Genomic DNA, 14,186 nt, shown 5'->3' with positions numbered 1-14,186 from the left:
ATGAAAACCTGTGTTATCCCTTTGCCCGATGAGGCGGCAACCCTAAATCTGGGTGCGCAACTTGCCCGCGTTTGCAGCAGCGCGTTGGTGATCTATCTTTATGGCGATCTCGGCGCCGGTAAAACCACGTTTAGCCGCGGCTTTTTGCAGGCGCTTGGCCATCAGGGTAACGTCAAAAGCCCAACCTATACGCTGGTGGAGCCGTACGAACTCGGCTCACGCACGCTGTATCACTTCGATCTTTATCGCCTGGCCGATCCTGAAGAGCTGGAGTTTATGGGTATCCGCGATTACTTCAGCGGGGATGCATTGTGCCTGGTCGAATGGCCGCAGCAGGGCGCTGGCGTATTACCCGAGCCCGATCTGGCATTGACGTTGCGTTACGTGGATGCGGCGCGAGAAGCGGAGATCAGCGCGGTTTCTGCAGTGGGTGAAACGCTGCTGGCCCAGTTCCAGCAAGGCAGGGAATCGGCATGACTTCATGGATGAAAGGGATTCTGCTGGCTGCGCTCTGTCTCGTTTCTGCTTCGGCGTTGTCTGCCAGCTTGTCAGATATCAAAGTCGAAAACGGCGACAGTCAGGCAACCGTCACGCTGAGCTTTAACGGCCAGCCCGTATATGGCTTCTTCCCGCTGCATAATCCCAATCGCGTGGTGCTGGATATTCGTCAAAGTGGCGCGATTAAGGGCTTACCGCTGAACTTTAGCGGCGAAAACATCGTACAACGCATTCGCAATAGCCAGCCGAAAGATAAACAGAGTATTCGTTTGGTGTTCGAACTGACGCAGGCGGCGCACACGCGTGCTACCACTCAGCGTGATGGCAATCAGTATCGCGTGGTGTTTACCATTCGCGGTACGCAACCGGCAAAACGCAGCACTGCTGCCGCACCGGTGACCACCGCTCGCCAGAGCGAGAGTGCGGCGAATCCCTTTAATGCCAATCCGGTGACCACCGTCACCAGCAGCAACACCACGGTACGTCCGGGTGGCGCCGTTTCACGCAATGACAGGGTGATTGTGGCGATTGACGCCGGCCACGGTGGTCAGGATCCCGGCGCATCGGGCCAGCATGGCCTGCACGAGAAGAACGTCACCATTGCCATTGCGCGCAAACTGAAAGCGCTGATGGATCAGGACCCGATGTTTAAGCCCGTGCTGACGCGAAACGGCGATTACTTTATCTCGGTGATGGGTCGTTCCGAGGTGGCGCGAAAAGAGAATGCCAATTTACTGGTATCGATTCACGCCGACGCCGCGCCCAACCATTCGGCGACCGGCGCATCCGTTTGGGTGTTATCAAACCGCCGCGCCAATAACGAAATGGCGAACTGGCTGGAACAGAAAGAGAAGCAGTCCGAATTGCTGGGCGGTGCCGGTGATTTACTGGCAAACAGCCAGGCTGATCCTTACTTAAGCCAGGCGGTACTGGATCTGCAATTCGGGCATTCACAGCGCGTTGGCTATGATGTCGCGGTGAAAGTGCTGCAGCAACTGCGCGGCGTGACGCCGTTGCACAAACGTTTACCGGAGCATGCCAGCTTAGGCGTGTTGCGTTCCCCGGATATCCCTTCTTTACTGGTTGAGACTGGCTTTATCAGTAACGCGGCGGAGGAGCGGCTGCTTGGCAGCAGCGCGTATCAGGAGAAAATTGCTCAGTCGATTTATAAAGGACTGCGCAACTATTTCCTCGCGCATCCGCTGCAATCCATCCCAAAGGAGGAAAACCGGCCGCTGGACAGCGCACCAGCGGTTAGCGTTGCCAGCAACCCGGCAACCGGAACCGTGCAATACACTGGCGCGACGCAGCGCCATACGGTGACGCGTGGTGAGACGTTGTCAGGCATTGCCGCCAAATACGGTGTCAGCATGGCAACTCTGCGTGACCTCAATAGCCTGAAACGCGATGTGGTGTGGGTCGGGCAACGTTTGAAAGTCCCGGCAAAATCGGGCGTGAGCGTGACCGCTGCGAGTCGTCCTACCCGACACAAAGTGGTACGCGGTGATTCACTCACTGGGATCGCCGCTCATTATGGTGTCAGCCCCAAAGCCATCATGCAGGCGAATAATATGAAGTCGAGCAACGTGATGCTGGGGCAAAACTTAAAGATTCCACAATCCTGATTGCTGGCGCTGCGGCGCCAGTCTGCTTAAAGGATCACCACCATGCCAATACAGATTTTACCGCCGCAGCTGGCGAACCAGATTGCCGCCGGCGAAGTGGTTGAGCGCCCGGCATCGGTCGTAAAAGAGCTGGTGGAAAACAGTCTTGATGCCGGCGCGACGCGCATTGACGTTGATATCGAAAAAGGCGGCGCGAAGTTGATTCGCATCCGCGATAACGGTTGTGGCATCGCCAAAGCCGAACTGGCCATGGCATTGGCTCGCCATGCCACCAGTAAAATTGCTTCGCTGGATGATCTTGAGGCGATTATGAGCCTCGGTTTTCGCGGCGAAGCCCTCGCCAGTATCAGTTCGGTTTCACGCCTCACGCTAACCTCTCGCACCGCGGATCAACACGAAGCCTGGCAAGCCTATGCGGAAGGACGTGATATGGATGTCACGGTGAAACCTGCTGCACATCCTGTCGGGACGTCGCTGGAAGTGCTCGATCTGTTTTACAACACCCCGGCGCGGCGCAAGTTCATGCGCACTGAGAAGACCGAATTTACCCATATCGATGAAGTGATTCGCCGTATCGCGCTGGCGCGCTTTGACGTGGCAATTTCGCTGACCCACAACGGCAAGATGATTCGCCAGTATCGCGCGGTGGATCAGGAAGCGCAGCGTGAACGCCGTCTTGGCGCTATCTGTGGCACCCCCTTTATGCAACATGCTCTGCGCATTGACTGGCAGCATGACGATTTGGCGTTGCGTGGATGGGTGGCCGATCCCGCCGGGTCACGTCAGGTGACGGATCTGCAATATTGTTACGTCAATGGCCGCATGATGCGTGACAAGCTGATCAACCATGCGATTCGGCAGGCGTATCAGACGCAGTTGGGGGAAGATCAACAGCCCGCTTATGTGCTGTATCTGGAGATCGATCCCCATCAGGTTGATGTCAACGTTCATCCCGCCAAGCACGAAGTCCGTTTTCACCAGTCACGGCTGGTGCATGATTTCATCTGGCAGGGCGTCATGAGTGCTTTGCAGGCGAGCCGTGCCGCAGAGTTGCCCATCGCTCATGCGGAAGAGCCTGCGCCAAAGTGGCAGCCAGAGAACCGACAGGCCGCAGGCGCGAATCATTTTGCGCAACCGGCGAACACAACACGCAATAGCACCAGCTCCAGCAGCGGCGGTGCGGCAGCGGGAACGCACGCGGGTTGGCAGAATAAAGAGCCGGTGTATCGAGCTCGTGAAGGTGCCGCCTACCAGCAGTTAATGAAAACGCCTGTGGCCGAAACCCCTCGCGCCGCCGCGCCGCAACCGGCTCCCGTGCGTCAGCCTGAAGCACGCGAAGCGCCGTTGGCTGCACATGCGCAAAGTTTTGGTCGTGTGCTGAGCGTGATGCATGAGCAATATGCGCTGCTGGAGCGGGGTCATCAATTACAGTTGTTGTCACTGAATGTGGCCTCACGCTGGCTGAAACAGGCCCAGTTACAACCGGAAGAAGAGGGCTTGAAACCTCAACCTTTACTGATCCCGGTCCGGCTGAAAATTGCCAAAGAAGAGTTGAATGTGATCGATGTTCAGGGCGCGTTATTGAGGCTGATGGGCATTGATTTACAACGAGAAGGTCAGCACGTCACCTTACGCGCCGTCCCTTTACCGTTACGCACACAAAATTTACAAATCTTGATTCCAGAACTGTTAGGCTACTTGGCCCGGCAGCAAGAGGTTTCTGCATCTGCGTTGGCCCAATGGCTGGCACGTCGTGATGATGCAGAACACGCTCACTGGAATCACTCGCAGGCGATTGCACTGCTGGCAGAGCTGGAAAGGCTATGCCCGCATCTGCTCAAGTCGCCGCCTTCAGGTCTGTTACAGACCATTGAGATTGAGAGCGCGATTAACGCGTTGAAGCATGAGTGAACTAAACCAGGCTAGCCGGCCAAAGGCAATTTTTTTGATGGGGCCTACCGCCTCCGGTAAGACGGCATTAGCGATTTCGCTGCGTCAGCAACTTCCGGTGGAACTTATCAGCGTTGACTCTGCCTTAATCTATCGCGGGATGGATATTGGCACGGCGAAACCGTCGGCAGAAGAGTTAGCACTGGCGCCCCATCGTTTGCTGGACATTCGCGATCCGGCGGAAGCGTATTCCGCCGCTGAGTTTCGTCGCGATGCGCTGGCAGAAATGGCGGAGATTACCCAAAAGGGTAAGATTCCGTTGCTTGTTGGTGGAACCATGCTCTACTTCAAGGCGTTGCTTGAAGGATTGTCGCCGTTGCCCTCGGCCGATCCCGAGGTGCGTCAGCGGATAGAGCAAATGGCGGCGGAGAAAGGGTGGGAAGACCTACACCGCCAGCTGTGTGAAATCGATCCGGTCGCCGGTAGTCGTATTCATCCGAATGATCCGCAGAGACTTTCGCGAGCACTGGAAGTTTTTTTTATTTCGGGTAAAACTTTAACGGAACTGACAAAAACATCCGGCGAAGCGTTACCCTACGACGTGTACCAGTTTGCTATCGCTCCGGCGAATCGTGAACTGATACATCAACGCATTGCGTTGCGTTACGACCAGATGCTAGCGTCAGGATTTGAAGCGGAGGCTCGTGAATTGTTTGCACGAGGTGATTTGCATACGGATATGCCTTCCATTCGTTGTGTAGGTTATCGCCAGATGTGGTCTTATCTCTCTGGTGAAATCGATTACGACGAAATGGTTTATCGGGGAATTTGCGCCACCCGGCAGCTCGCTAAACGCCAGATGACCTGGTTACGTGGCTGGCCAAACGTCCATTGGTTAGACAGTGACGAGCCAGAATTAGCCCGTAATGCGGTGCTTCAGGTAGTTAGTGCGTAGCAGGGATGATTGTGTACAATTGGTCCGTTATCGTGCGCAAATTTTTACGCAGTTTTTCTGAACCACGGTTCTTAAAGTAACAAACAACAAGCATATAAGGAAAAGATAGAATGGCTAAGGGGCAATCATTACAAGACCCGTTTTTGAACGCATTGCGTCGTGAACGTGTACCGGTTTCGATCTATTTGGTGAATGGTATTAAGCTGCAAGGACAAATTGAATCCTTTGATCAGTTCGTCATTCTGTTGAAAAACACAGTTAGCCAGATGGTGTACAAGCACGCCATCTCTACAGTGGTTCCTTCTCGTCCGGTCTCGCACCATAGCAACAACCCGGGCGGTAGCGGTGGCAGCAGCAATTACCACCATAGCGGAAGCAACCAGGGCGCTCAGTCGCAGCCACAACAAGACGGCGATAACGCAGAATAATTTTGCGCTGCCGTGAAGCCAGGGCTGGGGAGCGAAAGCGTTTTCCCGTCCTGGTTATTTTATTTTAGCGAGGTTATAGCTTGTTTGACCGTTATGATGCCGGTGAGCAGGCCGTACTGGTACACATCTGGTTCTCCCAAGACAAAGAGCTGGAAGATTTGCAGGAGTTCGAAACTCTTGTCTCTTCTGCGGGCGTCGAAGCGCTGCATGTGATTACTGGCAGCCGTAAAGCGCCACATCCCAAATATTTTGTCGGTGAAGGAAAGGCAGTTGAAATTGCCGATGCGGTGAAAGCGAGTGGAGCATCGGTCGTATTATTCGATCATGCCTTATCGCCTGCCCAGGAACGTAATCTCGAGCGAGTGTGTGAATGTCGCGTTGTCGACCGCACTGGCTTAATTCTCGATATTTTTGCTCAGCGCGCCCGTACCCATGAGGGTAAATTACAGGTCGAGCTGGCACAGTTACGCCACATGGCAACCCGTTTGGTGCGTGGATGGACGCACCTTGAGCGCCAAAAAGGCGGTATTGGTTTGCGTGGTCCCGGAGAAACGCAGCTGGAAACGGACCGCCGCTTACTGCGTAATCGCATTAGTCTCATCCTTTCTCGCCTTGAGCGTGTGGAGAAGCAGCGCGAACAGGGCCGACAAGCACGTGCCAAAGCCGATGTGCCGACCGTTTCGCTGGTGGGATACACCAACGCCGGCAAATCTACCCTGTTCAATGCGGTGACGTCAGCCAATGTATATGCGGCCGATCAGCTGTTTGCGACCCTCGATCCGACACTGCGTCGCCTGAATGTGGCAGACGTGGGTGAGGTGGTTTTAGCGGATACCGTAGGGTTTATCCGCCATTTACCGCATGACTTAGTGGCGGCTTTTAAAGCCACACTGCAGGAAACACGTCAGGCGACGCTATTGCTGCACGTGATTGACGCCGCCGATTTGCGCGTCAATGACAACATCGAAGCCGTCAATGAAGTATTGGCTGAAATCGAATCGGATGAAATTCCCACGCTGTTGATTATGAATAAAATCGACATGCTGGACGGTTTTGTGCCGCGTATTGATCGTGATGAAGAGAATAAGCCGACACGCGTCTGGCTTTCTGCTCAGAGCGGTGAAGGTCTACCCTTACTTTGGCAGGCGTTATCTGAACGCTTAGCCGGTGAAATTGCGCAGTATGATTTACGTCTGCCGCCAGAAGCGGGCCGTTTGCGCAGCCGCTTCTACCAACTGCAGGCGATTGAGAAAGAATGGAATGAAGATGATGGTTCTGTAGGTATGCATGTGCGAATGCCGATCGTTGACTGGCGTCGTTTGTGCAAACAGGAACCGTCATTAGCCAGTTATATTGTTTGATATTGCCCTAACGCCTTTACCTAACTTGTTGAAAATTGCTGCAATTATTTCTCTGGGCCGCAATTCGAAAGAGGAAGGGTAAAAAACGTAAATACAATAAATGGAGTAGAAACATGGCGTGGAATCAGCCCGGAAATAACGGACAGGACCGCGACCCGTGGGGAAGCAGCAATAATCAAGGCGGCAACTCTGGGGGAAATAAGGGAGGGCGCGATCAGGGGCCTCCTGATCTGGATGATATCTTCCGTAAGCTGAGTAAAAAACTCGGCGGACTGGGCGGTGGCAAACAGAGTGACAACAATGGCCAGCGCGGCGGCGGTAGCGGTGGCAAACTGGTTGGCATCGTTGCCGTAGCCGCAGTGGTCATCTGGGCTGCCAGCGGTTTCTACACCATCAAAGAAGCAGAACGTGGCGTTGTGACCCGTTTTGGTAAGTTCAGCCATCTGGTTGAGCCGGGCCTGAACTGGAAGCCAACCTTTATCGATCAGGTGCGTGCCGTTAACGTTGAAGCCGTGCGTGAACTGGCCGCCTCTGGCGTGATGCTGACTTCGGACGAAAACGTGGTGCGCGTTGAAATGAACGTGCAGTACCGCGTAACCAATCCTGAGCAGTATTTGTATGCGGTCACCAGCGCTGACGACAGTTTGCGTCAGGCCACCGACAGTGCACTGCGCGGGGTGATTGGTCGTTCTACCATGGACCGTATCCTCACCGAAGGCCGTACCGTGGTGCGTAGCGAAACCCAACGTGAGCTGGATGAAACCATCCGTCCTTACAACATGGGTATTACCCTGCTTGACGTCAACTTCCAGGCGGCACGTCCACCGGAAGAAGTGAAGGCCTCGTTTGACGATGCCATCGCCGCACGTGAAAACCGCGAGCAGTACGTGCGTGAAGCAGAAGCTTATTCGAATGAAGTGCAGCCGCGTGCGAACGGGCAGGCGCAGCGTATTCTGGAAGAGGCCCGTGCATACAAAGAGCGCACGGTGTTAGAAGCGCAGGGTGAAGTGGCACGCTTTGCTTTACTGCTGCCGGAATATAAAGCCGCACCGCAAATCACCAAAGAGCGTCTGTATATCGAAAGTATGGAACGTGTGCTGAGCCATACGCGTAAAGTCCTGGTTAACGACCGTGGTAACAGCCTGATGGTGCTGCCGCTGGATCAACTGATGCGTGGTGGTCAGATTTCTGGCAGCCAGGCAGGCCAGAAAAACACTAATTTGATGAAGCTGCCTTCGTCTGGCAGCAGTGCCAGCAATGATGACTCTTCGTCTTATAGTCCGAGCAGCATCATGGACCAGCGTCGCGCCAATGCGTTACGCAACGATACCCAGCGCGCAGGGAGGGAGTAATCGATGCGTAAGCCAATTATTGCCGTAATTATTGTCGTCCTGGTGGCGCTGTACGCATCGCTGTTTGTGGTGCAAGAAGGTGAGCGCGGTATCGTGCTGCGCTTCGGTAAAGTTCTGCGCGATAGCGAGAACAAGCCGCAGGTTTATGAGCCGGGTCTGCATTTCAAGATCCCATTCATTGAAACTGTGAAGTCACTGGATGCACGTATCCAGACCATGGACAACCAGGCCGATCGCTTTGTTACCAAAGAGAAGAAAGACCTGATCGTTGATTCCTACATCAAGTGGCGTATCAGTGATTTTAGCCGCTACTACCTGGCAACTGGCGGTGGTGATGTTTCTCAGGCTGAAGTGCTGCTGAAACGTAAGTTTAGTGACCGTCTGCGCTCTGAGATGGGTCGCCTGGATGTGAAAGACATCGTGACGGATTCACGTGGTCGTTTGACCACCGACGTGCGTGATGCGTTGAACACCGGTACCGCAGGCAGTGATGACGAAGTGCAGACGCCAGCCGCAGATGATGCGATTGCCAGCGCGGCAGCCCGCGTAGAGCGTGAAACCAACAGCAGCGAGCCAGCACCGAATCCGAACAGTATGGCTGCCCTGGGTATTCAGGTGGTTGACGTACGCATCAAGCAGATCAACCTGCCAGCTGAAGTGTCTGATGCTATCTACAACCGTATGCGCGCTGAGCGTGAAGCGGTTGCCCGTAGCCAGCGCTCACAAGGTCAGGAAGAGGCTGAAAAACTGCGTGCTCAGGCGGATTACCAGGTCACACGTACTTTGGCTGAAGCTCAGCGTCAGGCATTGATTTCACGTGGTGAAGGTGATGCGCAGGCAGCAAAACTGTTTGCAGATGCTTTCGGTCAGGATCCTGATTTCTATGCCTTTATCCGCAGCCTGCGTGCTTACGAGAACAGCTTCTCTGATAACCAGGATGTGATGGTGTTGAGCCCGGATAGCGATTTCTTCCGCTTTATGAAGGCACCGACTAACACCGCGCGTTAAGAACTGATATAACCTTGAGGCCGACAATGTTGTCGGCCTTTTTTTTGGGAAAAATAGAATGAACACAACCATCTGGATGGCGCTGGCATTAGTACTGGTGCTGGAAGGGCTGGGTCCGATGTTTCTGCCGCGTATCTGGCGCCGCATGATTCTGTCTATGGCGCAGTTGCCCGATCGCATCCTGCATCGTTTTGGTGGTGGATTAGTGGTAGCGGGCGTGGTGATTTATTACATGCTGAGCGTGCACGCGAGCGCATAGCGTTAAATTTGAGCGATAACGCACGGCTAAATTGTGTCTTGCAGTCGATGTTTCCCCCAACATGTTGTATTGATCAAAACGCGGGCAAAAAACCGCGCAATCGTATGCTAAAAGTGCTGAAAGTGAGCAAAACCGATGGTAGAATCCATTTTTAAGCAATCGGTGATTTTGAAAAAATGGGTAAGAACGTCGTCGTACTGGGCACCCAATGGGGTGACGAAGGTAAAGGTAAGATCGTAGACCTTCTGACTGAACGCGCGAATTTCGTTGTGCGTTACCAGGGTGGCCACAATGCAGGCCATACACTTGTCATCAACGGTGAAAAAACCGTCCTCCACTTAATTCCATCTGGCATCCTGCGTGATAACGTGACCAGCATCATTGGTAATGGTGTTGTATTGTCGCCTGAAGCGCTGATGAAAGAGATGAAAGGTCTGGAAGAGCGCGGTGTGCCGGTACGTGAACGTCTGCTGATCTCTGAAGCATGTCCACTGATTCTGCAATATCACGTCGCGATGGACGTGGCGCGCGAAAAAGCGCGTGGCGCCAAAGCGATTGGTACCACCGGTCGTGGTATCGGTCCAGCTTACGAAGATAAAGTTGCACGTCGCGGTCTGCGCGTGAGCGACCTCTTCAATAAAGAAACCTTCGCCGTTAAGCTGAAAGAAATCGTCGATTTCTACAACTTCCAGCTGGTTAACTACTACAAAACTGATGCGGTTGACTACGAAAAAGTGCTGAGCGATACGTTGGCTGTGGCTGACATTCTGACCAGCATGGTGGTTGACGTTTCTGACCTGTTGGACGGTGCGCGCAAGCGTGGCGATCTGATCATGTTCGAAGGTGCGCAGGGTACGCTGCTGGATATCGACCACGGTACTTATCCGTACGTGACCTCGTCTAACACCACCGCAGGTGGCGTGGCGACGGGCTCCGGTATTGGCCCACGTTATGTTGATTACGTGCTGGGTATCGTTAAAGCTTACTCAACGCGTGTTGGTGCGGGTCCGTTCCCTACAGAACTGTTTGACGAAACTGGCGAGTTCCTGTGTGCTCAGGGCCACGAGTTTGGCGCGACCACCGGTCGCCGTCGTCGTACCGGCTGGCTGGATGCGGTTGCCGTACGTCGCGCAGTGCAGATCAACTCCCTGTCAGGTTTCTGCATGACCAAACTGGACGTGCTGGATGGCCTGAAAGAAGTGAAAATCTGTGTGGCTTACCGCATGCCTGATGGCCGCGAAATGACCACTACGCCACTGGCAGCGGAAGGTTGGGAAGGTATTGAGCCAATCTACGAAACCATGCCAGGCTGGAGCGAAACCACCTTTGGCGTGAAAACGCTGGAAGGTCTGCCACAGGCCGCGCGTGACTACATCAAGCGTGTAGAAGAAGTGACCGGTGTGCCGATTGATATTATTTCAACTGGCCCGGACCGTAGTGAGACCATGATTCTGCGCGACCCGTTCGACGCATAATCTGACATGGCCGGACACTGTCCGGCCTTTGTTTATCCGCTCTTTGACTCCGCTCACTCTCTTTTTTCTTGCAATTATCGATACTTGCTTAAGAAAAAACGCACCGGCTTCCACGCTCTGGTTTATCATCATACTTAAACACCACGCCGACCGGCGCATAACCCTAACGCCCGATGATTCACCGAGGTATATGTGCAGCTAACGAGTTTCACCGATTATGGTCTGCGTGCGCTGATTTACATGGCGACGTTGCCGGAAGGTAAGCAGACCAACATTACCGAAGTCACCGATACCTACGGGGTGTCGCGTAACCATATGGTTAAAATCATCAACCAACTCAGCCGGGCTGGCTTTGTCGCCGCGACACGCGGTAAAAACGGCGGAATTCGTTTAGGCATGGACCCGGAAAAAATCGTCATTGGTCAGGTAGTGAGAAAAATGGAGCCTTTGCAGCTGGTGAACTGTGAGGAGTGTGCCATCACACCGGCCTGTCGTCTGCGCAAGGCGCTGCACGATGCGGTCCAGTTATTCCTCAAAGAGTTGGATAACTATACATTGGCCGATCTGGTCAAAGATAACGATTCACTGTACCAAATTTTATTGTCCGAACCGCCGGTGGCAATCCAAATTAAATGACATCGGAGGAACCGTAATGTCAAAAGATCCTTACCAGGATAGAGAAGCAGAAAAGTACGACAACCCCATTCCAAGCCGCGAATTTATTCTGGCGCTGTTAGAAAAGCGTGAGAAACCCATCAATCGTGATGAAATTGCCCAGGAATTGAATATCACCAGCGAAGAGCAGCTTGAAGCGCTGCGCCGTCGTCTGCGCGCCATGGAGCGTGACGGTCAGCTGGTGTTTACTCGTCGTCAATGTTACGCCCTGCCAGAACGCCTCGACTTACTGCGCGGTAAAGTGATTGGTCACCGTGATGGCTATGGCTTCCTGCGCGTCGAAGGCCAGAAAGATGATTTCTATCTGTCTGCTGAGCAGATGAAATTCTGCCTGCACGGTGATGTGATTCTGGCACAGCCGGGTAGTGCAGACCGTAAAGGTCGCCGTGAAGCGCGCGTGGTGCGCGTGCTGGAACCACGCAACAGCCAGATTGTTGGCCGTTACTTTACCGATGCCGGCACCGGTTTTGTGGTGCCGGATGACAGCCGCCTGAGCTTCGACATCCTGATTCCGCAGGAAGAAACCCAGGGCGCGCGCATGGGCTCGGTGGTGGTTGTAGAGATCGTCCAGCGCTCAACCCGTCGCACCAAAGCCATTGGTAAGGTCACCGAGATTCTCGGCGATAACATGGGCACCGGTCTTGCGGTCGATATGGCGCTGCGCACCCACGAGATCCCACATACCTGGCCGGAAGAAGTTGAGAAAGAGATTTCGAAACTGAAAGAGCAGGTGCCAGAGGAGGCAAAAAAAGGGCGCGTCGATCTGCGTGAATTACCGCTCGTTACCATTGATGGTGAAGATGCGCGTGACTTTGACGATGCCGTCTACTGTGAGAAAAAGCGCGGTGGTGGCTGGCGTCTATGGGTGGCGATTGCTGACGTCAGTTATTACGTGCGCCCAGGCACAGCGTTAGATAACGAAGCGCATCAACGCGGCACCTCGGTCTACTTCCCATCGCAAGTGGTGCCGATGCTGCCGGAGATCCTCTCCAACGGACTGTGCTCGCTGAATCCACAGGTTGATCGCCTCTGCATGGTATGCGAGATGACCATCTCTTCCAGCGGCAAACTCACTGGCTATAAGCACTACGAGGCTGTGATGAACTCCCATGCGCGTCTGACCTACACCAAGGTGTGGAACATTCTGCAGGGGGATACCGAGCTGCGTGAGCAGTATGCAGCACAGGTTAAACACCTTGAAGAGCTGCATCACATGTATCAGGAGCTGGAAATCGCACGTGAGCAGCGTGGCGGCATCTCCTTCGAAACGGAAGAGGCCAAATTTATCTTCAATGCGGAGCGTCGTATTGATCGCGTTGAACGTACCGTGCGTAACGATGCGCACAAGCTGATCGAAGAGTGCATGATTCTCGCCAACATCGCCTCGGCGCGTTATGTTGAGAAGCATCAGGAACCGTCACTGTTCCGCGATCATGATCGTCCAACCGAAGATAGCATCAAAAGCTTCCGCACCGTATTGAACGAGCTGGGCTTGAGCCTGCCAGGTGGCGCGAAACCGCAGCCTGTCGACTATGCCGAATTGCTCAAGCAAGTAGCCGATCGCCCCGATGCAGAAATGCTGCAAACCATGTTGCTGCGCTCAATGAAGCAAGCGGTGTACGATCCTGAAAACCGTGGTCACTTTGGCCTGGCGTTGCAGTCCTATGCGCACTTCACCTCACCGATTCGCCGCTACCCTGATCTGCTGCTGCACCGCGCGATCAAATACCTGCTGGCGAAAGAGCAGGGCACGCTGAAAGGTAACACCACGCCAAACGGCGGCTATCACTACGATATGCAGCAGATGTTGCAGCTCGGTCAGCACTGTTCGATGACCGAACGCCGTGCTGATGAAGCCACGCGTGATGTCGCGGACTGGCTGAAATGTGACTTTATGCAGGATCAGGTTGGCAACGTGTTTAGCGGCGTAATCTCCAGCGTGACCGGATTTGGCTTCTTTGTACGTCTCAACGATCTGTTTATCGATGGCCTGGTGCACGTCTCTTCGCTGGACAACGATTACTACCGTTTCGATCCGATTGGTCAGCGTCTGATTGGCGAATCTGGTGGCCGTACTTATCGTTTAGGCGATACGGTGGAAGTGCGTGTGGAAGCGGTGCACATGGATGAGCGCAAAATCGACTTTGCGCTCATCTCCAGCAAGCGCGTACCGCGCGGCGAGGGTAAAACCGAGCGCGAACGTGAGAAGCGCGGCGGCAAGCCGCCCGCAAGACGTCGTCGTGATGCGGGTAAAAAGGGCACCTTCGAGCCAGATTCAGCGTTCCGCAGCGAGAAGAAGCAGCATGCGCCTGCTGAAAAATCGGCAAAAACTGATAAAAAAGGCAAAAAAGTCTCTGAGAAAACCCGTAAAATCGCCGCCGCCACCAAGGCCAAGCGCGGGTCGAAGAAGAAACCGAACGAAGCTTGAGGGTTGGCTCGCGAAGCCTGAAGACCTGATCGCACTTTGAAGCTGGGGTCGCCTTAAACGGCGCCCCAAAGTTAGGCCAGCGTGCTGTGATGGCGCCCGCGCGACAGATAATGGATAAGTGCGTAGTGATGGCGACTTTAAGTTAGTTCAGCGTGTTGTGACGACGAGCGTACGTTAAATCAGCGCGTTTTGTAGGGTGCGCAGTTATGTGCACCGAAATTAATACTCAAAT

12 protein-coding genes are annotated in these 14,186 nt (G+C 54.1%); all 12 read left to right on the top strand.

Features of this window, described 5'->3' with window-relative positions; all coding sequences use genetic code 11:
* The 12 genes from tsaE (at nucleotide 1) to rnr (ending at nucleotide 13,954) form a co-directional block, all read left to right on the top strand.
* On the top strand, nucleotides 1-477 hold the full coding sequence (tsaE, locus tag AC6I8L_RS17790) for a tRNA (adenosine(37)-N6)-threonylcarbamoyltransferase complex ATPase subunit type 1 TsaE (protein WP_034829377.1): 477 nt from the start codon (nucleotides 1-3) through the stop codon (nucleotides 475-477).
* Nucleotides 474-2,123: an N-acetylmuramoyl-L-alanine amidase AmiB gene (gene amiB / locus AC6I8L_RS17785; RefSeq protein WP_058959554.1), complete on the top strand. Its 1,650-nt coding sequence runs from the start codon at nucleotides 474-476 to the stop codon at nucleotides 2,121-2,123. Before tsaE ends, amiB begins: the two co-directional genes overlap by 4 nt.
* Before the next feature lie 42 nt (nucleotides 2,124-2,165).
* Nucleotides 2,166-4,034: a DNA mismatch repair endonuclease MutL gene (mutL, locus tag AC6I8L_RS17780; protein WP_058959553.1), complete on the top strand. Its 1,869-nt coding sequence runs from the start codon at nucleotides 2,166-2,168 to the stop codon at nucleotides 4,032-4,034.
* Nucleotides 4,027-4,968 (top strand): tRNA (adenosine(37)-N6)-dimethylallyltransferase MiaA, encoded by a 942-nt coding sequence (miaA, locus tag AC6I8L_RS17775; protein ID WP_479414300.1) that lies wholly within the window; start codon nucleotides 4,027-4,029, stop codon nucleotides 4,966-4,968. Before mutL ends, miaA begins: the two co-directional genes overlap by 8 nt.
* 110 nt (nucleotides 4,969-5,078) lie before the next feature.
* Nucleotides 5,079-5,396: an RNA chaperone Hfq gene (gene hfq / locus AC6I8L_RS17770; protein WP_034829366.1), complete on the top strand. Its 318-nt coding sequence runs from the start codon at nucleotides 5,079-5,081 to the stop codon at nucleotides 5,394-5,396.
* Nucleotides 5,397-5,476: 80 nt separating this feature from the next.
* Entirely contained in the window at nucleotides 5,477-6,757 is a 1,281-nt protein-coding gene (hflX, locus tag AC6I8L_RS17765) for a ribosome rescue GTPase HflX (RefSeq protein ID WP_034829356.1), read from the top strand.
* Between the two features lie 113 nt (nucleotides 6,758-6,870).
* Complete coding sequence (hflK, locus tag AC6I8L_RS17760) at nucleotides 6,871-8,109, top strand: FtsH protease activity modulator HflK (RefSeq protein WP_034829354.1); 1,239 nt, start codon at nucleotides 6,871-6,873, stop codon at nucleotides 8,107-8,109.
* Nucleotides 8,110-8,112: 3 nt separating this feature from the next.
* A complete protein-coding gene (hflC, locus tag AC6I8L_RS17755) occupies nucleotides 8,113-9,117 on the top strand; it encodes a protease modulator HflC (protein WP_034829352.1) in 1,005 nt (334 codons plus the stop codon).
* A gap of 58 nt (nucleotides 9,118-9,175) precedes the next feature.
* The gene (locus tag AC6I8L_RS17750) at nucleotides 9,176-9,376 is read left to right on the top strand and encodes a DUF2065 domain-containing protein (RefSeq protein WP_034829350.1); all 201 of its coding nucleotides are present in this window, start codon (nucleotides 9,176-9,178) and stop codon (nucleotides 9,374-9,376) included.
* A 176-nt stretch (nucleotides 9,377-9,552) separates the two neighbouring features.
* Nucleotides 9,553-10,851: an adenylosuccinate synthase gene (locus tag AC6I8L_RS17745; RefSeq protein WP_034829348.1), complete on the top strand. Its 1,299-nt coding sequence runs from the start codon at nucleotides 9,553-9,555 to the stop codon at nucleotides 10,849-10,851.
* Between the two features lie 192 nt (nucleotides 10,852-11,043).
* Nucleotides 11,044-11,487, top strand: a complete 444-nt coding sequence (gene nsrR / locus AC6I8L_RS17740) for a nitric oxide-sensing transcriptional repressor NsrR (protein WP_034829346.1) — start codon at nucleotides 11,044-11,046, stop codon at nucleotides 11,485-11,487.
* Between the two features lie 16 nt (nucleotides 11,488-11,503).
* Complete coding sequence (gene rnr, locus AC6I8L_RS17735) at nucleotides 11,504-13,954, top strand: ribonuclease R (RefSeq protein WP_479402283.1); 2,451 nt, start codon at nucleotides 11,504-11,506, stop codon at nucleotides 13,952-13,954.
* The last annotated feature ends 232 nt before the right edge of the window (nucleotides 13,955-14,186 follow it).

It is taken from the genome of Type-E symbiont of Plautia stali, from assembly GCF_059731115.1.
This window is presented reverse-complemented; position numbering and strand designations above follow the sequence as displayed.

Excerpts from the sequence above, each read along its gene's own strand:
- tsaE (WP_034829377.1), top strand. The coding sequence starts at position 1 with ATGAAAACCTGTGTTATCCCTTTGCCCGATGAGGCGGCAACCCTAAAT.
- amiB (WP_058959554.1), top strand. The coding sequence starts at position 474 with ATGACTTCATGGATGAAAGGGATTCTGCTGGCTGCGCTCTGTCTCGTT.
- mutL (WP_058959553.1), top strand. The coding sequence starts at position 2,166 with ATGCCAATACAGATTTTACCGCCGCAGCTGGCGAACCAGATTGCCGCC.
- miaA (WP_479414300.1), top strand. The coding sequence starts at position 4,027 with ATGAGTGAACTAAACCAGGCTAGCCGGCCAAAGGCAATTTTTTTGATG.
- hfq (WP_034829366.1), top strand. The coding sequence starts at position 5,079 with ATGGCTAAGGGGCAATCATTACAAGACCCGTTTTTGAACGCATTGCGT.
- hflK (WP_034829354.1), top strand. The coding sequence starts at position 6,871 with ATGGCGTGGAATCAGCCCGGAAATAACGGACAGGACCGCGACCCGTGG.
- hflC (WP_034829352.1), top strand. The coding sequence starts at position 8,113 with ATGCGTAAGCCAATTATTGCCGTAATTATTGTCGTCCTGGTGGCGCTG.
- AC6I8L_RS17750 (WP_034829350.1), top strand. The coding sequence starts at position 9,176 with ATGAACACAACCATCTGGATGGCGCTGGCATTAGTACTGGTGCTGGAA.
- AC6I8L_RS17745 (WP_034829348.1), top strand. The coding sequence starts at position 9,553 with ATGGGTAAGAACGTCGTCGTACTGGGCACCCAATGGGGTGACGAAGGT.
- rnr (WP_479402283.1), top strand. The coding sequence starts at position 11,504 with ATGTCAAAAGATCCTTACCAGGATAGAGAAGCAGAAAAGTACGACAAC.